The 22,616-nt window shown below is 57.1% G+C and carries 16 protein-coding genes and 1 pseudogene; 15 read left to right on the forward strand and 2 right to left on the reverse strand.

The features are described 5' to 3' along the window. The first annotated feature begins 6 nt into the window (after nt 1-6). The 6 genes from BFR47_RS01625 to BFR47_RS01650 all read left to right on the forward strand — a co-directional run bounded on the left by BFR47_RS01625 (nt 7) and on the right by BFR47_RS01650 (nt 8,812). Nucleotides 7-1,086 carry a PilN domain-containing protein gene (locus BFR47_RS01625; RefSeq protein WP_071471444.1) on the forward strand — a complete coding sequence of 360 codons (1,080 nt, stop codon included), beginning with the start codon at nt 7-9 and terminating at the stop codon, nt 1,084-1,086. Next, nucleotides 1,083-1,697 carry a type II secretion system protein GspM gene (gene gspM, locus BFR47_RS01630; RefSeq protein WP_245748756.1) on the forward strand — a complete coding sequence of 205 codons (615 nt, stop codon included), beginning with the start codon at nt 1,083-1,085 and terminating at the stop codon, nt 1,695-1,697. Before BFR47_RS01625 ends, gspM begins: the two co-directional genes overlap by 4 nt. A gap of 35 nt (nt 1,698-1,732) precedes the next feature. Beyond that, nucleotides 1,733-2,290: a hypothetical protein gene (locus tag BFR47_RS01635; protein ID WP_139215080.1), complete on the forward strand. Its 558-nt coding sequence runs from the start codon at nt 1,733-1,735 to the stop codon at nt 2,288-2,290. Continuing rightward, entirely contained in the window at nt 2,287-4,380 is a 2,094-nt protein-coding gene (gene gspD / locus BFR47_RS01640) for a type II secretion system secretin GspD (protein WP_071471446.1), read from the forward strand. Before BFR47_RS01635 ends, gspD begins: the two co-directional genes overlap by 4 nt. A 302-nt stretch (nt 4,381-4,682) precedes the next feature. Then, complete coding sequence (locus BFR47_RS01645) at nt 4,683-6,092, forward strand: hypothetical protein (protein WP_139215081.1); 1,410 nt, start codon at nt 4,683-4,685, stop codon at nt 6,090-6,092. Nucleotides 6,093-6,733: 641 nt separating this feature from the next. Further along, entirely contained in the window at nt 6,734-8,812 is a 2,079-nt protein-coding gene (locus BFR47_RS01650) for an Ig-like domain-containing protein (protein ID WP_139215082.1), read from the forward strand. Nucleotides 8,813-8,869: 57 nt separating this feature from the next. Here BFR47_RS01650 and BFR47_RS01655 read toward each other — a convergent pair whose 3' ends face one another. Next, the gene (locus BFR47_RS01655; protein WP_071471449.1) at nt 8,870-11,209 is read right to left on the reverse strand and encodes an Ig-like domain-containing protein; all 2,340 of its coding nucleotides are present in this window, start codon (nt 11,207-11,209) and stop codon (nt 8,870-8,872) included. Nucleotides 11,210-11,930: 721 nt separating this feature from the next. Next, nucleotides 11,931-13,334: a sigma-54 dependent transcriptional regulator gene (locus BFR47_RS01660; RefSeq protein WP_071471450.1), complete on the reverse strand. Its 1,404-nt coding sequence runs from the start codon at nt 13,332-13,334 to the stop codon at nt 11,931-11,933. A 142-nt stretch (nt 13,335-13,476) separates the two neighbouring features. On the opposite strand from BFR47_RS01660, the gene BFR47_RS01665 reads away from it, so the two are divergent. The 9 genes and pseudogenes from BFR47_RS01665 (at nt 13,477) to atpB (ending at nt 22,570) form a co-directional block, all read left to right on the forward strand. Continuing rightward, nucleotides 13,477-15,195: an AAA family ATPase gene (locus tag BFR47_RS01665; RefSeq protein ID WP_071471451.1), complete on the forward strand. Its 1,719-nt coding sequence runs from the start codon at nt 13,477-13,479 to the stop codon at nt 15,193-15,195. Then, nucleotides 15,179-15,877 (forward strand): general secretion pathway protein GspB, encoded by a 699-nt coding sequence (locus BFR47_RS01670; protein WP_071471452.1) that lies wholly within the window; start codon nt 15,179-15,181, stop codon nt 15,875-15,877. The genes BFR47_RS01665 and BFR47_RS01670 overlap by 17 nt, the downstream gene beginning before the upstream one ends. Nucleotides 15,878-16,015: 138 nt before the next feature. Further along, nucleotides 16,016-16,462, forward strand: a complete 447-nt coding sequence (gene mioC, locus BFR47_RS01675) for an FMN-binding protein MioC (RefSeq protein ID WP_071471453.1) — start codon at nt 16,016-16,018, stop codon at nt 16,460-16,462. Between the two features lie 489 nt (nt 16,463-16,951). Beyond that, the gene (gene mnmG / locus BFR47_RS01680; RefSeq protein WP_071471454.1) at nt 16,952-18,841 is read left to right on the forward strand and encodes a tRNA uridine-5-carboxymethylaminomethyl(34) synthesis enzyme MnmG; all 1,890 of its coding nucleotides are present in this window, start codon (nt 16,952-16,954) and stop codon (nt 18,839-18,841) included. Between the two features lie 20 nt (nt 18,842-18,861). Next, nucleotides 18,862-19,485 (forward strand): 16S rRNA (guanine(527)-N(7))-methyltransferase RsmG, encoded by a 624-nt coding sequence (gene rsmG / locus BFR47_RS01685; RefSeq protein ID WP_071471486.1) that lies wholly within the window; start codon nt 18,862-18,864, stop codon nt 19,483-19,485. Between the two features lie 9 nt (nt 19,486-19,494). Then, a pseudogene (locus BFR47_RS01690) lies at nt 19,495-20,297 on the forward strand (ParA family protein). Then, nucleotides 20,294-21,199, forward strand: coding sequence for a ParB/RepB/Spo0J family partition protein (locus BFR47_RS01695; protein ID WP_071471455.1), 906 nt, complete (start codon nt 20,294-20,296; stop codon nt 21,197-21,199). The pseudogene BFR47_RS01690 and the gene BFR47_RS01695 overlap by 4 nt, the downstream one beginning before the upstream one ends. Before the next feature lie 199 nt (nt 21,200-21,398). Continuing rightward, nucleotides 21,399-21,782 carry an ATP synthase subunit I gene (locus BFR47_RS01700; RefSeq protein WP_071471487.1) on the forward strand — a complete coding sequence of 128 codons (384 nt, stop codon included), beginning with the start codon at nt 21,399-21,401 and terminating at the stop codon, nt 21,780-21,782. 8 nt (nt 21,783-21,790) lie between these two features. After that, nucleotides 21,791-22,570: a F0F1 ATP synthase subunit A gene (gene atpB / locus BFR47_RS01705; RefSeq protein ID WP_071471456.1), complete on the forward strand. Its 780-nt coding sequence runs from the start codon at nt 21,791-21,793 to the stop codon at nt 22,568-22,570. The last annotated feature ends 46 nt before the right edge of the window (nt 22,571-22,616 follow it).

The following is a 22,616-nucleotide window of genomic DNA, read 5'->3' on the forward strand; positions in this document are numbered from 1 at the left end:
ATCCCTATGGATGGGGAAAAGTTCACCCAGCAGCTGTTTCATTACGGCCGGTTACTCTGGCAGCCCCTGTCTGCTTTCTGGCAATGGTGGAGCCGGCAGTTATTCAGCCTGTTGCCCGCATCCATCAGTCACCGTCTGCTCAGCCAGAAACAACGACTGCTCATTTATCCCGGGCAGGAACATTATCGGCTGGAGCTGGAGCCGGGCGGCGAACAACTGCTGCTGGACGATACCCCAGAGCAAAGCCGGTTGCTGACAGAGATGCTGCGCCAGGCAGACAGCATCCGACTGTGCCTCAACGGCAAGGACGTGCTCTGTACCCGCATCTCCCTGCCTGCGGCCACCGCCGGCAACCTGGATGATGTACTGCGCTTCGAGATGGACCGGCACACCCCTTTTAGTGCCGAACAGGTCTATTTTGGCTATCGCATCGCCGCCCGGGATAAACGGCAACCCCTCATCCAGGTTGACCTGCTGCTGGCACCGCGAGCACAGGTGGACCCGCAACTGGCCGAACTGAACCAGCTCGGGCTGGTGCCCACCGCCCTGACCGATGCCGAACATCCACAGGCGCCGGTGATTCAGCTACCGGTACCACCTGGCGCCGCCATCAGCAAGGCCCGGCGATTGAAGACCCTGCAGGGTGCCCTGGTGCTGCTGATGCTGTTCCTGCTGATTGCCGTGCCGCTTTACCAGCGACAGAACCGTATCGAGGCTTTGAATGCCCAACTGGACATCCCCCGGCAACGGGCCGAGCAGGCCGCCGAACTCAAACGACAACTGCAAGAGCTGCAGCAAAGCCGGCTGTTTCTGGCGCAGGCACGAGCCCGGCAGCCTTCGGCCCTGTCACTGCTGGATGCCCTGACCCGCCAGCTACCCGACCACACCTGGCTCAGCCGTTTCGAACTGCGCGACGGCAGGGTGCAACTGCGCGGCGAGTCGGCCAATGCCTCCGAGCTTATCGGCATTCTGGAAGCCTCACCCTTGTTCTTCGATGTGCGCTTCAGTTCACCGGTAACCAATAACCCGGCCACCAGCAAGGATCGCTTCATGATCGATGCCCGTTTCGGCGAGGAGGGATCATGATCAACCTCAGTCAGCGCCAGCAACAGGCGGTGGCCCTGGGCCTGCTGATCGCGGTTCTGCTGCTGGTATTCAGCCTGGTTATCAAGCCTCTGCTCGGCCTGTTTCTGCAACAGGGGGCCGTCATTCACCAGCTTGAAGACCGGCTCCATCGCTATCAGCGGCTGTCGGCCGAACTGGAACAGACCGAACAGGCGTTGCAGCAGCTGCGCGACGCCACTCCCGATACCGGCCTTTATCTGCCGGAGCGCCGCCCCAGCCTGGCTTCTGCCTGGCTGCAGCAGCACCTGAACCGGCTGGTCAGCCGCAGCGGCGGCCAGCTGGTCAGTATTCAGAATGCCCAGCCCGATACCGAAAGTCCGCTGCAAGGCGTGATGCTGCGGGTTCACCTGCGCAGCGAAATCGATCAACTGGTGCCCCTGATCCATGCGATCGAGTCGGGGGATCAGGCCCTGTTCATGCACGATCTGGTGATCACCGCCAATCCCCGGCGGGCCACAGCCCGCAACAATAGCAACAGGGTGATCCGCCGCCAGAGGGCGAACACACGGCAGATCCCCTCACTCGATGTTCGCTTCGATCTGGTCGGTTATACCCAAAGGGAGGCGCTATGAAGCCCTGCTTGTTTGTGAAACACAGGGGGTTGTTTATGAAATCCTGGGTGTTGTTGCTGGCCGTGCCGGTACTGTGGCTGCCGCCTACCCGGGCGCAGGACGATGGCGCCCCGACACCGGCCTATCCCCCCCTCAAACAATTCGAGGAAATCATGGCACGGCCCCTGTTTGACGACTCGCGCCGGCCGCAGCCAGACGAAGAAGAGGAAAGCGTCAGCGAGAGCGCCGCCGCCATGCGCGAGAAATGGCGGCTGAGCGGCGTGGTATGGGAAGACGACCAGCAACTGGCCCTGTTCAGCGAACGCCAGGGAGCGGGGCGGGCGCGCATCAAGACCGGCATGTATCTGGACGGCAACTGGCAGCTGGAAGAGATAGGGATGGATACCGTGACCCTGAGCGACGGCAGCCAGACCCTGCGACTGGAGCTGTGGGAACCCCGGCAACCCTCGACCCGGCCGGCCGCCGACCCGGCGGTGCCTGCCGACGCTCAGCACAATCCGAACGAAGCAAACCCCGCACCGGACACCGACGCTGCAGAAACAACCGAAGCGGATGAAGACAACACACAGGGAAGTAACGGGGAGTCACAATGACCAACTCACACCAGACTACATGGCTGTTTATCAGCGTCTCCTGCCTGCTGCTGATCGCCTGTACCAATCCGACCGGAGACAGGGCCGCGCTCGACAAACCCTGGGGCCAGGCCAGCATGACCAGCGATTACGATCCGGTACGGTTGCCTTCCCGTCACGATGAACATCCCCCCCGTGCAGTCGCCACCGCGGCCGACCCGGGCACGCGCCCGGCCACCCGTTCCGAGATTTACCGCGGCTCGGGAAACTTCGTCAAACTCGGCCAGACCAGTCAGACGCCGGTGAACACCGCCGCCCCCGGCGACATCACCCTCAATTTTCAGGGCTCCGACATCGCCGAGGTGGTGAAAACCGTGCTCGGCGATATCCTGCAGCTCAACTATTCGCTGGACGAGCGGGTGCGCGGCCAGGTATATCTGCAGACCAACACCCCGATCCGGGAAGAAGCCCTGCTGCCGACCCTGGAAAGCCTGTTGCAGACCCACGGAGCCGCTCTGGTGCACAGCAACGGCCTCTATACCGTGGTACCGGCTTCCGAGGTTCCTACCTCGGCCCTCAATCCACAACTGACGACCACCGCCGAACGCGGCTACCAGATGCTGATTTTGCCGCTGCGCTACATTGGCGCCCGGGAAATGGAAAAAATTCTCGAACCGGTCAAGCCACGCCAGGGCGCCATGATGGTGGACGACAGACGCAACATGCTCACCCTGGTCGGCAGCCGTGACGAACTGGTCAACATTCGCGACACCGTCAATCTGTTCGATGTGGATCAGTTGCGCGGCATGTCGGTCGGGTTGTTCCGGCTGCAGGCCAGCAGCGCCGACGTGATCGCCAGCGAACTGCAGGCGATTTTCGGCGACCAGGCCGAAGGCCCGCTGGCCGGCATGGTACGTTATCTGCCGATAGAGCGACTGAACGCCCTGCTGGTGATCACCCCGCAGGAACGCTACCTGACCGACGCCCGAGTGTGGATAGAACGGCTGGATAGGGCCGAAAACCCGCGTGGCCTCAACATGTATGTGTACCACGTGCAGAACGGCAAGGCCGATCACCTGGCCACCCTGCTCAACCAGTTGTTCGACAGCCAGCGCCGCAACAGCGCCGGCTCCTCCCTGCCGCCGACCACGCCACCGGCGGAAGACGGCGCGCCGCTGCAAATCGCCACCGGCATCAACGCCGCCAACCTGGACGTGGGCGAAGTGAGCGTGATTGCCGACACCGAACGCAACGCCCTGGTGGTCATGGCCGCCAGTGCCGATTACCAGAAGGTGGAGCAGGCCATCAAGCGGCTGGATCAGCTGCCGCTGCAGGTACTGGTGGAGGCGACCATAGTGGAGGTGAGCCTGGATGACGAGCTGCGCTACGGCCTGCAATGGTATTTCAAGAACCGGCTGGGGGGCGGCCGCAGCGGGGTGGGCGCCATCGGCTCGTTGCCGATTCCCTCCCCCTTCGACGGCGGTCTGGATGTGAGCGCCAGCTACGAGGTGTTCAATGCCAGCGGTACCCGCGCCCTGCTCACGGCCCTGGCCAGCGATTCCAAGGTGAATGTGATTTCCTCACCCTCGCTGATGGTGCTGGACAACCAGAAGGCGTTGATCCGGGTGGGGGATCAGGTGCCCATTCGAACCTCGGAAACCACCAATCTCAACAGCGACGTGGGCAACGTGACCAGTACCATCCAGTACCGGGACACCGGCGTGCTGCTGGAGGTGACCCCGCGGGTAAACGCCGGCGGCATGGTGGTGCTGGAACTGGTGCAGGAGGTGAACGACGTGGCCACCACCACCAGCTCCAATATTCAGTCGCCGACCATCACCCAACGCAAAATAGATACCCGGGTGGCGGTGCAGAGCGGCGAGACGCTGGTACTGGGCGGGCTGATCCGCGAGAACAAGTCCCAGGACAGCCAGGGCGTGCCCGGCATTCGCCATGTGCCGGTGCTGGGCTGGCTGTTCGGCAGCAGCGGCACCAACGTGAAGCGCACCGAACTGGTGGTACTGATCACCCCCACCGCCGTGGCCAATCCGGCCGATGCCCGCGCCGTGACCCAGGAATATCGCAGCAAGCTGCAGCAGGTGGCGATGTAAAAAACAATCAGGCATACAGCCCCTTGCCGCCGGCTGTATGCCCATTTTTCTGTATCATCCCTGCAACAGGTTAAAGCTAAAAATTATTCAATAAAATTAATTACTTAAACTTTTCGTGAAAAGGAGTATTAACCAGCCTTTACAACTTACGTCTCTCCTTGCTCCCTCCAATGAAATCACACAATACAAATCAACAAGATATGACTTATGGCATAAATACTGCGTCTACCTGGGCAGCCCTCCGAGCTGCTTCTCCATTCATTGGGGGAGTGGGTTTTGTCGTAGGATAAGGAGAAAGTGTCATGTTCTTACGAAGTGACTATAAACCGGGTGCAGCCGGTGCAACGCTGCGATCCCTTTCGGTAGCCAGTGTCTGTACCCTGATAATGGCATTCAGTATGCCCGTTGCGGGGACCACCCCAGAACCAGGAGACACCATAAAACCAGGGGACCCCATAGCTATACCAAACTACAAGCATCAATGCTCGGATGGCTTGGTCGGCTTCAAGATAGATATAGAAAATGGTTTTTCCTACGACGGGTATGAAGATCCAGCAACCGGTGTCGTGTTCAAGTTAACGGGCGGCAGCAATAAAACCTTTGACTGGTCGATACATGAAGGTCTGGTGCATGAAGTTGCCGTGGCCGGTGGCAGCAGTACCCACGTATTCAACTACTCCCCTCCGGTAGAAAAAGGAGAGGGTTTATATGCCCCTGATAACAAGGGTGGCAACCGGGCAGGGGTCAGCCATGTGGCCTTCTGTTATGATCCGGTCAAGGCGAAAATTGAAGTCAGCAAGGTCTGTACCGCTCAGGATATAACCGAGACCTATGATGGTTTTATTGCTACCAACACAGTGGTTGTAACCAACGCGGGCAATGTAACACTCGGCGACATCGCCTTAAAAGAAACCCTTGATAACTGCAAGGTCACCAAAATAAACGGCGATCCAATCAATCCCAAAATCGCACTGACAAAAGGCGAATTTGTTCCTGTTGATAACCTAGACCTGAACAAGGACGAGTCGGCAACACTCATCGTCCGGTGTAGAACCGATGAGCCTAACCTCAAAAATACCATCTATGCACGAGGCGAAACCTCACTCGGAACAAAGGTCAGTGATTCAGCCGAATCGGATCCCTACAGTCAATGCAAATTTGTGCATAAAACCAGGGTGAAGGTTGAAAAAACCTGCGTGGAAAACAGCGTGCACCTGCAGTCGCTTTCCACCGATCTGGGCGATCTACTGGCGGTGCGGGTCTGCCCGTCCATTGTCATTTACAACAAGAGTACCGAACCGCTGAAATACATCCGCGTGCACGATGAGTCTATCGACTTGCTTGCAGGAGAGGGTGGATACACCCTGGATAATGCAATTCTTTATCCGGGTAAGGAAATCAACCTGTCCGAATGGATCAATAGTTATGACCCGGATAGCAAAGGCAAGCTCTGTTATTACCCGGATGTGCCAAGAGGCCATGATAGAAATTCACTTCATCCTCTGAATGAAGCGTTGCAGGATTTCTACGATCCCAACTCTACCGCTTTCTTCAATCAGGTGAGGGTTGAAGCTAAGGGTAAATGGAGTAAAACACCGGTTGAAGACTCGGATAGCACCTATAGCTGGGATGAGATAAACAATGAATGGGTAGCCGAATGCCCGCTGTGTACCTGCCAGGGCGAAGAGTGTGATGCACAAGCAACAGAGTAACTAACCAGGAATAAACAGAGCACGAGGGGTGGCATTAGCCACCCCTTCTTTTTACTGAATATTGCAGCCATTCCCCCTTGTAGTTGCCACAATTTCCTCGCCCCACAGCAAGAATTAACAGTTTTAAAAAAGATTAATTAATTGAAAAAAAAGGATTATTTGTTAAACCACCACCCTACATGTATCAAAAATGTAACACCAAGATAAACCCGACATCATATAAACAATAAAAAACAATAAAAAACAATAAGTTAAAAACATGGACCAAATATTGCTTATTATACCTCACCTTGCCGGACTAACCGGAAATTGAAAAAACAGCTCTCTTTGTGGCTGATTAATACACAGTCACAGTGAAAGTGAACTCGTTATCCGGAGTGGCACATTGCACTGGCAGGGTATTTAACCGTCTATCTCGATGTTAAAAGCTAAATAGGGATTAGCAAAAAACATCAACCTGATTGTGGGCTTAGGTGACTTATGGCTCACACCAGGCCGAAACAGCCCGGAGTTTTTCCTTCATCGGATATCCGGCATTTTCGTATATCAAGGCGGATGCCTTGGTCTGGAGGTATAACATGCAACGAATAGATAACTTGCCAGGCACTATCTCTGCCTGGTTACTGGGAGCCTTGCTATGTATGGGATCGCTACCGGCCATGTCCGTGCCGGTGGAAGATCTCGGCCTGTTTGAACTGGACGGCAACGCCCTTCAGGATGTCATGCCGCCACCGCCGGATGACTGGCAAACCCTCTATAATGGAGGGCTCAACAACGGTGGCTCACCCGAGGTCTTTACCGGGGTCAACCCCGATGCGGCCCCGGTGACTATCTTTGACGGGGGTAAAAAGGATATCCAGCCTATCGGCGACTGGAGCCATAAAAACGGCTCTGTGCCCGACAAGGACGATATCACCAACGCCTATGCCGCTTCCTATACGGATTCAGCAACAGGAGACCGAATCCTCTACTTCGGCGCCGACCGTTTCAGCAACGTGGGCGATGCCTTTATGGGCTTCTGGTTCTTTAAGGACGAAGTGAAGGCCGAGGACGACGGCAGCTTCAGCGGGAACCACCAGCTGGGCGATACCCTGGTGCTGGTGAACTTCCCCCAGGCCAACAACGCCGTGCCCCTGATCCAGGTGGTGGAATGGGTCGGCAATGGCGAATTTAGCGGAGCTGGCGAGCCCGGCTGCTCCAAAGCCGCCAACAACAACCCCCAGCCGGGCCAGTGTATAGCCAAGAATCTGCGTCTGATCGCCGGGGAGTCCGGCGACGGCGCCATCTGTAACAACGGCGGCATAGATGAGGCCTGCGCCATCACCAACGAGGTTACCGAGACCTCGCCCTGGCCCTATACCGCCAAGAACGGCTTGGTCGGTGCCTTTCCGTTTGAAAGTTTCTTCGAAGGGGGCATCAACCTGACCCAACTGATCCCGGGCGACAGCTGCTTCGCCAGCTTCATGGCCGAGACCCGCTCCTCCAGCAGCTTTACCGCCACCCTCAAGGACTTCGTGCTGGATTCCTTCCCGGTCTGCTCTACCAACATCAGTACCGCCATCCACTCGGGCGCCGACCATGTGACAGACCTGCAAGGGGGCAACATCAGTGCCGGCACGGGCATCCATGACTTGGCCACTGTCAGCTTCTCCGGCCCTACCGGCCTGCAGGTGCTGGGTACAGTGACCTTCGATACCTACGCCGCCACCTGTCTCGATCTGCTCGATACAAACGGCGACCCGGTCGATCCGCTGCCCGATGCTCTGGCTAATTACTCCACCGCCGTGGACTACACCCTGGACGGCACGACCAACAGCGTACAGGTGGAATCCAATGGCCTGACCAGTGAAGATGCGGGCTTCCCCAGCGATACCGATAGCGATTCTCCGAACCCGGGGGCCTTCGCCTATCTGGTGCGCTTTGTCGCTGCCGCCAACAGCCCGGTACCGAGCTCCGCCTATCACTGCGAAGAATTGTTCGTCGAGACACTGACGCCCACCGTGGCCACCGAAATCCACGAGGGAACCGGCCACAGTCCTGATATACAGGACACCATCCAGGCCGTCGGCATCAGTCTCCACGATCTGGCCAAGGTCACCGGTGGCAATAACTTGCTGCCCACCGGAACGGTCACCTTTGTCTTCTATGACAATGCCACCTGCGACGGAACTGTGCTGGCCACCCACAGCAGTAAAGTCCTGAGCGGCTCGGGTGTGTTGGCAACCACCGAATCCGACGACTACAGCACCGTCGGTTATCTGTCCACCGCCAATACCCGAGATCTTTCGATCAGAGCCAGCTATAGCGGGGATACCAACTATGCTCCCGCCCAGGCTCCGTGCGAAGACCTGACCATCGCCAAGCGCAACCCCAGCATAGAGACCCATGTCATACTGCTGGATCAGGCCAAGGTCGAAGGGGATGGTAACACCATCATCGGTGTGGGCGAGCCCAGCGGGGTGGTCGACTTTACCGTCTATGGTACTAATAATTGCACCGGTACTGCCCTGAAAACCATCACCGGCGTGTCTCTCGTGGACATCAGCGGCGAGCTGATCGCCCGTCTGCTGAGCACAGATGAAGTGATCGTCAAGGCGCTGAATGCAACCAGCCATGTCTCTTACCTGGCTGCCTACCAGGGCGACAATAACTACAAGGCCGTCACCCATGGGTGCGAAGTGGTGAGCGTCACCCTGCCCGCCAAGACCACAGCCCAGTAATCCTGTCTGGGGCAAAAATAAACGCGGTGGCGCAATGCCACCGCTTTTTTTTATAAGCTATTTTTTACCCTTACCCGGCCCACCGCCGGTGCCGCCGGTACCGGTCAGGCTGATGCGGACCCTGGCCTGGGCATTGTGACTGCCGTTGGTGATCTGATAGTCGAAGCTGTCACCGTCTTTGAAATTGCGCGCCGGTGTATAGCTCAGGCTGCCATCGCCATTGATCACCACGCTGCCCTTGGCCCCCTGGGTAACCTCGGCTACCCGCAAGGGGGCATTGGCCGGATCCCAGTCGTTATTGAGCACATAGATAACGATCGGCTGCTTGCTGTCCATCTGGGCCTCATCGTCCACCGCCACCGGCGGCAGGCTGTCGGCTGTGACATGATAGATCAGCTGGGTGCCGGCCTCGGCCTCGCCACTCCAGGCTCTGACTGTGATGCCATGCTCACCCGAGGCGGCATCGGCGGCCGAAGTCACCGCCAAACTGGTGGTGACCGTCTCGCCCGGAGCCAATGACAACAGACTGTCGGTCAGCTGTACCGACCAGCCGGTCGGCCCCTGAACGTCAAGGGTAATATCCAGTGAGCCACAATCAACGCCATTGGGGTTAGTTACCTGTAACTGGTAGTTCAGGGTCTCTCCCGGAGCGCCCTGCTGGCTTGCTGATATGGCCTCAACAACCGCCGGCTGGCTGACACAGGGGCTATCGAACAGACGGATATCGACGACAGCTTCGGTGCCATCGACCCTAATCGGGGTAAACTCGAGCAGGCCATCCGGATCGACAAAGGTGCTGCCCGCCTCCAGCGCCGGATCCCGGGTGTAGAGGTCAACATTGGTTTCCGGCGTCATATCCAGCAGATAGACGCCATTGGAAGCCCCCCCTTCGTAGTGCACCCGTACCGTCACCCCATTGGTTACATTTTCCGTATCCATCATGCTATCCGCAGCCGCGATAGAACCATCGAAGCCGATGGGTTGGCGATATTCCAGGTAATACCAGGTCTTGCGCCCGTTCTCATTGATATTTTTCAATATCTTCAGGGCCTTGACTCCGGCCTGTTGAGCCGCCACCGGAGACAGGGTGTACTGGCCGCTGTCGATCACGGTCAGCACTTGTTCGTCATCCAACCAGCCCAGCCGCTGCTTTTGCATCGCATTGAAATGGCCGGAAGGTGCCCAGCCCATCACATCCAGGCCATCGCCGTATTCCAGGTTGGTGCAGTTTGGCCAGGGGTTTACACCAACGGCTCCGCCGCCGCCGCCGACACTGGTGCCATCGTTACACATCAGGGAGTGGGCATGAGGGGCCCCCAGATTATGGCCGTATTCGTGGGCCATCACCGGCAAGGACAAGCTTTCGTTTATCCAGGCTTGGGAAGGAGTCCCCCCCACGCTGGCCAAGCCGGAAAAATGACAGAAATTATTTGGAAAAACATAGACATAACGATTGTATTGAGACAATTCGACACCGGCTTCGACAGCCTCATCCTGAGCCTGGGCAGCCAGTGTCTTCACGTCACAGACCTGGCTGGACAGCGGTATGGTGAACCAACCCGCCACCTCTCCCGTCAACCAGCTACGACCGTAGGTATTCTCCTGATAATAGGCATCGACCTGGCCGAACACCAGCTGACTAGCCTCCTCCCTGGTATATGGCTGTTCGGCTTTGTCTGTAAAGTTGACCAGCATCACCAGGGTCTTTTGTTCGCCCAGACTGGGGCCGGCGCTCGACATCACCGAGGAGCCGGTTGCGGTGCCATCACCACCGATTTGTAGTAATTGCAGCCCGCCATCCACCACCCCGGTCTCGTCTACTACCCCTTCCGCCTTGGGCAGCAACCAGCCCTTGGCCTTGACCCGACTGCCGTGAGGCAGTTCGGCCTGGTTGTCGGTGGCAAGCAGGGTGACTTCCTCCCCATCTGCCGTCTTCAGGCGGTGCAGCAGCCGGTGACTACCATCGACATGATCTTCATAGAGCGCTTCCAGCTCACCTTCCAGCTCGAAACGTTGCTCCAGCATGGTCCGAATATCGGCCGGCATGCCCTGACGCTGTTGCTCGGAAATGGCTGTGTCCAGCACCGCCCACGGATCCGTTTGTACCAGCTCGACCAGTAACTGCGCACGGCTCTGAGCCAGCTCGGCCAGTTGTTGCTGAGCGCGGGACTTGTCGGCGCCATTGGCGGCGGCCTGCCAGTGCCGGTATTGCGCCAGCAGGGCGCCTGTCTGCTGCTCTGCCCGCTGGCGGGCATCTTGCGCGGCGGCGGCCGAAGTTTCGGCTGCGGAATACTCCTCATGTTCCGAACCGGCAAAAGCGGATACTGACGTGCTCAACGCAGCGGCAACGCCACTGGCTGCCAGAAAAAAGACAATAATAGGCCTGGAGAGGCGCATCGATTTCTCCCAAAAAAATACATAAGAATGCCTGCCCCAATAAAGGGGCCATTCAAATCTTTAATAATGCTTTACATACCAGGATGGCAGTTTTACTGCTCTGGCGAATGGCGGTGGCAAGACACTCAAATGGTGCTCAGGCAACCGAACGGCGGGCACTATAGCATTCCGATCTGGTTACTTTTTATTCCATATTGGTATAAAAATAACCACAACGGTTAAATTAAAAGCACATGGATTCTATTGAATATGATCATGAAATGTTAAGTGACTAATATCGATGGAATAACTCAACTGGTTGTTTTTTAATCAGTTAAATCAGGCCTCGTCGCATTGCTGATTTCACAGGGTCAGTTTTTGTCATGGTTATTTCCGAATGAAACTGGGCTATATCACCTGTTCGACGAGTTTCAAGATCGGTGATGAACTTCATCCCATAGGGTAATGTACGGGCAGCAATGACGGCGAGGGTAATAACGGCAGTAAAAACGCGAGCCACAACGAATCCATACCCGACCGAGTTTTTTTCTTTCTTCGTCTGCTGGCGGTATTTGTTTCACTCTTGCATGCTTCATGGAGTCATCTTTGCGATGCCGGTTATGCTACCCATGAAATAAACAAGGCAAGTTTTACACCATATTTTAATATCCCAATATAATCAGATACTTTTACTCATCTTAAACGTCGTCTTCTCGAAAACTGTTAACCACAAGAAACAGACTCAATCTTTTGCTGCTTCATGCAACTGATGCTTTTCCATCAGTCGGTACAGGGTAACCCGCGACACCCCCAGCAGCCGGGCGGCAGAGGTCATATTATGGCCGGCTTTTTTCAGGCTGCGCCGAATGGCCTGCCGTTCGGCCTGATGGCGGGCCTGCTCCAGTGTCGGTACCGGCCCTCCGCTCTCTCCGTCCCCGGTGTGCTCCAGCCCCAGATCGGCGGCGGTAATCAAGCGGTTGTCACTCATCACTATGGCCTTGCGTACCCGGTTGATCAGCTCGCGCACATTGCCCGGCCAGTCGTGCCGGTTCATGGCGGCGGTGGCCTTGCGGCTGAAGCCTCTGACCTTGTGGTTTTGCCCCTCGGTAAACTTGCGAAAGAAGAAGTTGGCCAGCAACTCGATATCTCCGTCCCGTTCCTTGAGGTCCGGCACTTCAATGCTGAGCACATTCAGCCGGTAGTAGAGATCCTCCCGAAAGGCGCCTTCTTTTATTTCTTGCTCCAGATCCCGGTGGGTGGCGGCAATGACCCGGGCATCGATATACAGGGTTTCATGACCGCCCAGCCGCTCTATGGTTTCTTCCTGCAGAAAGCGCAGCAGGTTTACCTGCAATGGCAGCGGTAAATCGCCAATTTCATCGAGAAACAGGGTGCCGCCCATGGCGGCTTCAATCCGACCTGTCTTGCGGCAATGGGCGCCGGTAAAGGCGCCCTTTTCATGACCAAACAGCTCGGCCTGCACCAGATTTTCCGGCAGGGCGCCGCAGTTCAGTGCCACAAAGGGTCCCTTGTGACGACGGGAACGCTGATGAATGGCCCGGGCGATCAGCTCCTTGCCGGTGCCGCTGCTGCCGGTGATCAGCACGGTGGCATCCACCCCCGCTACCTTGCGGATCTGGCTGAACACCAGCCTGATGGCCGGGCTGGCACCCACCATCTGGCATTCTTCCCGGTAGCGTCGCTGCTCATGCTCGGCATCGCACAAGTCGCCCAGACCATAGGCATGGCCCAGGGTGGCCGACAGAAAATGCATCTTGTCGGTGAGCGGCAGGGTGTAATAGTCGAAGAAATAGTCATAGATAAGCTGGCTGAAACCGTCCTGCTCTATGCTGTCCGCATCGAGCAGGGCAATCCAGTACAGTGGCGGCGATGCTTCCACCAGCTGTTCGAAGGCCACTTTCCGTTCACGGTCCAGCTTGTCAAAACGCACCAGCGCCACTCGAAACACGCAGTCCTGCATGGCCGCACGCGCCTCCTGGACCGAGCCAACCCGGATCACTTGCCAGTCATCCAGCAAATCGGTCACGCCCTCTTCCCGAGACGATAACCAATCGAGGTAAAGTACCTTTCTCGGTGTTTGCTGCGGTTCACGTGCCCGGCATTGAGTTATGGGTTCTGTTGTCATTATCCATCGCCATCCTTGAACAGATATCAACCAGTTTAGTACAGCCGAAATGGCTCCCGCATGCTAAGACCACGTCACCGGCTGAGCGGGTTGGGCTGGCGGCTTCTATATTTACAGCTATGTAGATTCAGGGATGATCACCATGTACGGCACTTATTTCGGCCTCAGCGATCTGCCTTTTTCCATAGCGCCCGATCCGCGTTTTCTCTACCTCAGCCAGCAACACCGGGAGGCGCTGGCTCACTTGCAGTATGGGCTCGTCTGCCACGGCGGCTTTGTGCTGCTGACCGGTGAAGTCGGCACCGGCAAGACCACCGTCTGTCGCTGCCTGCTGGAACAGGTGCCGGAGCAGACCGATCTGGCATTTATTCTCAATCCCGGCTGTTCGGTGCTGGAATTGCTGGCCGCCCTCTGTCGGGAACTGGCAATAACGGTGCCTGAGCCGTCCCATGGACAGCAGCTGACCGATGCCATTCATCATCACCTGCTCGATACCCATGCCCGGGGCCGCCAGACGGTGCTGATCATCGACGAAGCACAGAATCTCTCCACCGAGGTGCTGGAGCAGATCCGGCTGCTGACCAATCTGGAAACCGATACCCACAAGCTGTTGCAGATTATCCTGCTGGGGCAGCCGGAACTGGCAGACAAGCTACGACAGCCCGAACTGCGCCAGTTGTCCCAGCGGATCACCGCCCGTTATCATCTGGGTCCCCTTACCTTCACGGAAATGAAAGCCTATATTGCCCACCGGCTGTCGGTGGCGGGCATAGAGGCGGCACTGTTCCAGCACAACAGCCTGCGCCGGCTGTATCGCCTGACCGGCGGCGTGCCCAGGCTCATCAATGTGATCTGCGACCGGGCCTTGCTGGGGGCCTATGTACAACGGCTGCCCCGGGTCGATCTGGCCACCCTCAACCGCGCCGCCGTCGAGGTACTGGGCGCTTCGCCGCCACGCTCGCGCTGGCCGCGAAGCGCCGTTGCCGCCGGCCTGCTCGCCCTGGTCGTCACCGGCGGCTGGCTGGCCCAGTCTCCCTGGCCGGCTCTGGCCGACATCCGCTGGCCGGCAGCGCCAACGCCGCCAGCCATCGATACCGGGTCACCGTCTCCACAACCGGAATGGCGTACGGGCACCACCATCGCCAGCACTCCGGGGCCGGCCGCGCCAGAACAGCCTAGCAAGTCTGCACCGGCCCACAAGGATGTCAGCCCACCACAGGATCCATGGCAATGGCCTGCCGCCCTGACCACCGATTTAAGCCAGGTCATGGCATATCGGCACCTGTTCTCGCTATGGGGGCTTGATTACGACCCGGCCGAAGATCCCGTGGTGTGCCCTTTTGCTCGCCGGCATCGACTGGAATGCGCCTTTCAGAGCGGCGATCTCGCCACGGTGCGGCAACAGAATCACCCGGTCATTTTTCGCCTGGAGCACCCGGCAAAAGGCGCCGTTTATGCCACCCTGACCCGTCTCGATGACGATCGGGCAGAACTGATGGTCGGCGGTCAGCTCAAGCAGATGTCGCTGACGGAGCTCACCGCCAGCTGGCCCCACAGCTACGTGCTGTTGTGGCAATTGCCGCCGCATTATCAGGCGCCACTCCATCCCGGTAGCCGAGAAGAAACCGTCATCTGGCTGGAGCAGCAAATGGCACGCTGGCAAGGACGAGAGCCGCGCCGTCAAAACCGGCATTACGATGAGCTACTCGTCGGTGATATCAGGGCATTTCAACACAGCAGGGGGCTGACGGCCGATGGCATTTTCGGGCCGCAAACCAGCATTTATCTCAGTGCCACTCAGTTGAACGACTTGCCCGGACTCGCAGGCCAACAGGAGATAACCAGTGTCCTACATCCTTGATGCGCTCAAACAATCGGAACGCCAGCGAGGCCGGCAGACTCCATCGGCGGAAATGGGCATACCGGCCGGCACCGCAGTTGTACCGCCGGCTCCCCGTTCTCGACGCCGGTTATGGTGGCTGCTGGCCGGTGTGCTGCTGGCGCTGATGCTGGGATATGGCTTGGGTAAAATCGGCGCAAGCTGGTTGCAAGCACCTCAGCAAGTCATCCCTTTACCGAATCCCTATCCTGTTCCCGAGGAGACGACAGTGGCTGCCCCTACCACGGCCAGAACGCCGATAGTGATTGACTCCGCACCGGTACGCATCCTGCTGGATGATCCTCCCGCCCTGAGCATGAACCCTGCTCCGCCGGCCGGCGACACGGATGCACCCACCACGGGTAGTGCCCAGTCCGAACCCATGCCGTCTCCCGAGCCCGCAGTGATTCCCGAGCCGGAATTCGATCCCGGCGTGCCGGATCTGCGTGAACTGCCGGCCAGTATCAGGGCGAAGCTGCCCGAGCTTTCGCTGTCGGTTCACATCTACTCGAAAACCGCCAGCAGCCGGATGGCCAGCATCAACGGGCAGATGCTGCGCGAAGGCCAGCAACTCGGGTCATTGCGCCTGCAAAGCATCACTCCCCGCGGCGTGATCCTGAGTTTTGAAGGCAAAGAGTTTCATTTGAAATCAGTTGGAGGCTAGGCAGCAAATCCGGTCATCGCAGGCAACGCCATGATGACCGTTCGGGGCCGATACCGTGCCTGAACGGCTCATATCCGGTACCGTCGCGCCGCTCATATGGTGTTAATATCGCCGGAATTGTCTTTATCAAGGAACTGTATGAGTCACTTCACTCTGCTGGTGGGCTCCACCCTCGGCAATGCGGAAGATCTGGCCGATGAACTGGCCGGGATCCTGCAAAACCGTGGTCATCAAACGGTTATTCACACTTCTCCCCAGCTTGATCACATCTTGATCAGACCCGATCACTACCTGCTGCTGGTCTGTTCTACCCATGGCGCCGGTGATCTGCCCGACAATATTCAGCCTCTCTCCCGCCAGCTGGATGAACAGCAACCGGATTTGACCGGACTGCCGTATCTGGCGCTCGGTTTGGGCGATTCCGCGTACGATACCTTCTGTTATGCCATCCAGATACTCGATCGACAGCTTGAGGATCTGGGTGCACAGCGGATCGGGGATCGGTTGGAAATAGATGTCAGCCAGCCGGATCCACCGGAGCAGATCGCCGGAAAGTGGCTGGATCACTGGCTGTCCCACCGCTAGATCCTGGTTATTTCCCTCACGTTGCGGATCGATTTACCCGAAGATCCGCAACCGGCATCATTTCTTTCCACCAAGTTATCAACAGATCCCGCCGCCAGATCCATTCGTCCTCATCCCGGTGAAACACCAAGCCATGTGCATAACTAGGCTGTAAACCGGTGTTAAACCTATAGTTATCCTATTAATGAAATAAATATCCGCGGCCACCTGTTGATAACATGCCGGGTTACCCACCGGTCCAAACCGAGCTCCGGGAAGGTTGTCCACATCAATCGATCGCAAGTAACCGCATGATCTTAAAGATCAAAAAACGGTTATTCACAGATCTGGACGAGACTAATAATAGATCTAACAGAAGATCGATCTAGAGATCTAAGATCTATTAACGATCACGAGATCCTCTCGATCCGGTTTCCATCCGTTCGGTAAAACAGCTAAAATATCCGCCCTTCGGGATCCTTACACCTGCATGTTTCAAGAGTATCTGTTATGCAATATGAAGAATGGTTTGACGTCATTGTCGTGGGCGGTGGTCATGCCGGCACAGAAGCGGCCGCTGCAGCTGCACGTATGGGGGCAAACACCCTGTTATTGACCCATAACATAGATACCCTGGGACAAATGTCGTGCAACCCGGCGATCGGGGGTATCGGCAAGGGCCATCTGGTCAAGGAGATCGATGCCCTGGGCGGGATCATGGGCCAGGCTGCCGACAACGCCGGGATCCAGTTCAGAACACTCAACGCTTCCAAAGGACCGGCCGTTCGCGCCACCCGGGCTCAGGCCGATCGGCAGCTGTATCGTCAGGCCGTCAGAACCCGTCTGGAAAACCAGCCAAATCTGAAGATCTTCCAGCAGGCCTGTGATGATCTGCTGCTGGAAGGCGATACCGTGGTCGGTGTCGTGACCCAGACCGGCCTTAAATTCCGCGCCAAAACCGTGGTATTGACCGTAGGGACTTTTCTGAACGGCCTGATCCACATCGGCATGGACAACTACAAGGGCGGACGAGCCGGTGATCCTCCCTCTGTCGCCCTCGCCCAGCGTCTGCGCGAACTGCCGCTGCGTATCGATCGACTGAAAACCGGTACCCCGCCCAGAATCGATGCCAACAGCGTGGATTTTTCGGTAATGCAGGTTCAACCAGGTGATAACCCGACGCCGGTCTTTTCGTTTATCGGCAGCCGTGAGGATCATCCGCAACAGATCCCCTGTTACATCACTCACACCAATGAGCAGACCCATGAGGTGATCCGCAAAAACCTGGATCGCAGCCCTATGTATGCGGGGGTGATCGAAGGGATCGGCCCTCGCTATTGCCCCTCGATCGAAGACAAGATCATGCGGTTTGCCGACAAGAACTCCCATCAGATCTTCGTTGAACCGGAGGGCCTGACCAGCACCGAGCTGTATCCCAACGGCATTTCCACCAGCCTGCCTTTCGACGTTCAGCTGGCGATCGTGCGTTCGATCAAGGGCTTCGAACAGGCGCATATCATGCGACCCGGCTATGCGATCGAATACGATTATTTCGATCCTCGTGATCTGAAGATCAACATGGAAAACAAGTGCCTGCATAACCTGTTTTTCGCCGGCCAGATCAACGGCACCACCGGTTACGAAGAAGCCGGAGCCCAGGGACTGCTTGCCGGTCTGAACGCCGCCCTGCGTGCCTTCGACAAGGACGCCTGGTCACCGCGTCGGGATCAGGCCTACATGGGCGTGATGATGGATGACCTGTCCACCCTGGGTACCCAGGAACCCTACCGCATGTTTACCAGCCGGGCCGAGTATCGTCTGCTGCTGCGGGAAGACAATGCGGACATCCGTCTGACCGAAGAAGGCCGCAATCTGGGTCTGGTCGACGATCACCGCTGGGCCCTGTTCTGCGACAAGATGGAACGCATTACCCAGGAAAACCAGCGCCTGCGGGAAAACTGGATCAGCCCCGCTCATGCCGCCGCACCGGCGCTGAACGAATTACTGAAAACTCCGCTCAGTCGCGAGCACAATCTGGAAGAGCTGCTGCGCCGGCCCGAGGTGAATTACGCCAGCCTGATGGCGGTGGAAGGCATCGGTCCCGGTATCGAGCACGAACAGGCTGCCGAGCAGGTGGAAATCCAGATCAAGTACGCCGGTTACATCGAGCGGCAGAAAGACGAAATCCAGAAGCACCTGCGCAACGAGCACACCCGCCTGCCGCTGGATCTGGATTATGCCGAAGTCCCCGGACTGTCCCATGAGGTGATCGCCAAGCTCAATCAGGCCAGACCCGAAACCTTAGGGATGGCCTCGCGCATTGCCGGCGTCACGCCGGCGGCGATTTCGATTCTGCTGGTACATCTCAAGAAGCGCGGCCTGCTGCGCAAGTCGGCGTGAGGGCGGTGATGAACGACAATATGCACGACAAGCTGCAACGATTGCTCGGCAAGACCGAGCTCTCGGTGACCCCGGAACAGACCGACAAGCTGCTAGCTCTGGTTGCCTTGCTGGACAAGTGGAACAAGGCCTTCAACCTGACCTCGGTGCGGGACCCGGAGGCCATGCTGGGCCGTCATATCGTGGACAGCCTGGTAGTAAGCCCTTACCTGCAGGGCCGGCGTTTTATCGATGTGGGCACCGGTCCCGGCCTGCCGGGACTGCCGCTGGCCATCATCAATCCCGACAAGCAGTTCGTGCTGCTCGACAGCCTGGGCAAGCGCATCCGTTTTATCCGCATGGTGGTGCATCAGCTGGGGCTGACCAACGTCGAAGCGGTGCAGAGCCGGGTGGAAGCCTTTCAGCCCGAGCAAAAGTTCGATGGTGTGCTGAGCCGGGCCTTTGCTTCGCTGGATGACATGGTAAGCTGGTGCGCTCATCTGCCGGCTCCCGAAGGTCGTTTTCTGGCGTTGAAGGGACAATATCCGGAGCAGGAGTTACAATCATTGCCTGCTCATCTCGCGTTGGACCGGGTTTATCCGTTAACCGTGCCCGAGCAGGAAGGAGACCGCCATCTGGTGGTCATCAAACTAGCCAGCCAGTAGAGGTATTCGGTGGGAAAAGTCATCGCCATTGCCAACCAGAAAGGTGGGGTCGGCAAAACCACAACCTGTGTCAATCTCGCTGCCTCCATGGCCGCGACCAAGCGCAAGGTACTGGTGATAGATCTGGATCCCCAGGCAATGCCACCATGGCCAGCGGCATCGACAAGTATCAGGTCGCCAATACCGCCTATGAACTGTTGGTGGATGAGGTGCCGGTCGAGCAGGTGGTCGAGCGGGAAACCAGCGGCGGTTATGATCTGATTGCCGGCAACGGCGACGTCACCGCCGCCGAAATCAAGCTGATGGAGTTTTTCGCTCGCGAGGTGCGGTTGCGCAATGCCTTGGCGCCGGTCCGCGATTATTACGATTATATTTTTATCGACTGCCCCCCTTCCCTCAACCTGCTGACGGTGAACGCCATGTCGGCGGCGGATTCGGTGCTGGTACCGATGCAGTGCGAATATTTCGCCCTGGAAGGGCTGACCGCCCTGGTGGACACCATCAGCAAGCTGGCGTCGGTGGTCAATCCGGCGCTCAGGATCGAAGGCATACTGCGTACCATGTTCGATCATCGCAACCGGTTGTCCAATGAGGTGTCCGATCAGCTTAAATCGCACTTCGGCGACAAGGTCTATCGTACCGTCATTCCCCGTAACGTCCGTCTGGCCGAGGCACCCAGCTTCGGTACTCCGGCGATGTATTACGACAAGTCGTCATTGGGAGCCAAGGCTTATCTCGCCCTGGCCGGTGAAATCCTGCGCCGGGAAGAACTGGCAATGGATTCTAATGAACCTTCGGAACAAACAGCATGACCATCAAACGACGCGGCCTGGGCAAGGGCCTGGATGCCCTGCTCAGCACCAGTTCGGCCGCCAACCTGCGTCAGCATCAGGCCGATGTCCATTCTCAACCCGGCGCCAACGGCGAACTGCAAACCCTGGCCTTGAACGAGTTGCAACCGGGCAAATATCAGCCACGCCGGGACATGTCCCAGGTGGCGCTGGAAGAACTGGCAACGTCTATCCGTCAGCAAGGCATCATTCAGCCCATCGTGGTGCGCGCACTGGAATCCGGCGGTTACGAGATCCTGGCCGGTGAGCGGCGTTGGCGGGCGGCACGTATCGCCGGCCTGAGTCAGATACCCTGTTTGATCAAGGACGTGGCCGATCGGGAAGCCATGGCCATCGGTCTTATCGAGAATATCCAGCGCGAAGATCTCAACGTCATCGAAGAGTCCCGGGCCCTGTCGCGGTTGATCGACGAATTCGGTTTTACCCACCAGTCGGTGGCCGAAGCGGTCGGCAAGAGTCGCAGCACCGTCTCCAACCTGTTGCGTCTTGCCCAGCTCAACGACGACGTGAAACAACTGGTGGAGCATGGCTCGCTGGAGATGGGCCACGCCCGGGCGTTACTGGCGATTAGCGGCGAACAACAGACCGAGCTGGCCCGGCTGGTGGCCCAGAAAGCGCTGACGGTGCGAGAAACCGAAAGTCTGGTCAAGCGGAGCCTGGCGCCGAAAAAAGAGAAAGTCGAACAACCGAGATCCTTGCTGATGAGCCAGCTTGAGCAGGAAATCGGTGAAAAACTAGGATCAAAAGTAGAAATCAGATCTACCCACAAGGAGAAGGGTAAACTGGTGATCTCTTATAACTCTTTGAATGAGTTGGATAAAATAAGTCATTTTTTCGGAATTAACGATAATCCCGAAATCTGAGATGTAGTAAATGTTCAATCAATTTAACTCGTTGTAAATGGTCGGGAAAACCGCAGTAAGCCGTTAAAAATAAGGTTTTACTGCAATTGCATTTACGCCGTTCACGGGTATAATTTGACCTGCTTTTTTGGGGCTTACCTGACAACACCTCGGTGTGGCCAGCAAGCCCCTAACTGTGTCAGGAGTGTTTGTGAAGCAAATGAAGTGGCACCTGAGCGACAAGCAAGTGGCGCTGGTGATTTTGTCTGGTCAATTGCTCCTGGTGGTGGCTGTCGCCACCCTGTTTTTTCATCTGCAGGGAGAGGCAGCCGCTCGTTCCGCCCTCATTGGGGGCGGAATCTACTGGGTTCCCCAATGTCTGTTCAGCGTACGGGTTCTGGCGTTCAGCGCCGGGCGCGCCACGCCACGCAGTGTTGTGGCGGACTTTTACAGCGGGGCAGGGATTAAGTTTGGCAGCACTATCTTGTTGTTTGTGATAGCGCTCAAGTACATGGAGGTGCTTCATGCTCCTCTGTATACGGCTTACGCCCTAGCATTGCTGATGCAGTGGATTCTTTCATTCACTCTCAACAACCGTTACTAGGAAAACACATGGCTGCAACAGGAGATGTCTTAACTTCCCAGGGTTATATCTCTCACCATCTGCAACATCTGCAGGTTGGTTCGGGTTTTTGGGCGTTAAATATCGATTCTTTGCTTGTTTCCGTTGTCCTGGGAATGCTGTTCTTGTGGGGCTTCAACAAGGTTGCATCTCGTGCAACAAGTGGAGTTCCGGGCAAGTTGCAATGTGCCGTTGAGCTGCTGGTTGAATTCGTGGATAAATCCGTCAAGGACGTCTTCCATGGCAAGAGTGCGTTGATTGCGCCCCTGGCGCTGACCATTTTTGTCTGGGTCTTCCTGATGAACCTGATGGACCTTATCCCGGTCGACTATCTGCCCTATGGTGCTCAATTGCTGGGTGTTCCCTACCTGAGGGTTGTTCCTTCCGCCGATGTTAACATCACCATGTCCATGGCGTTCGGTGTCTTCTTCCTGATCATTTTCTACAGCATCAGGATGAAAGGCGTGTCCGGCTTCGTTAAAGAGCTGACCATGCAACCGCTGAACCATTGGTCCATGATTCCCGTTAACTTGGTGCTTGAGACCGTATCCATGATCGCCAAGCCCATCTCCCTGGGTTTGCGACTGTTCGGCAACATGTATGCCGGTGAGATGATCTTCATCCTCATCGCCGGTCTGCTGCCGTGGTGGTCTCAATGGGTCCTTAATGTGCCGTGGGCGATTTTCCATATTCTGGTCATCACCCTGCAGGCTTTCATCTTCATGATCCTGACCGTCGTCTATCTGTCGATGGCTTATGAAGAACATTAATAACAAAAAGATAACAACATATTAACAAGCAGTCGTTCTAACCGCT

Origin of the sequence: Oceanisphaera psychrotolerans, from assembly GCF_001870485.1 — a bacterium.
GTDB lineage: Bacteria > Pseudomonadota > Gammaproteobacteria > Enterobacterales > Aeromonadaceae > Oceanimonas > Oceanimonas psychrotolerans.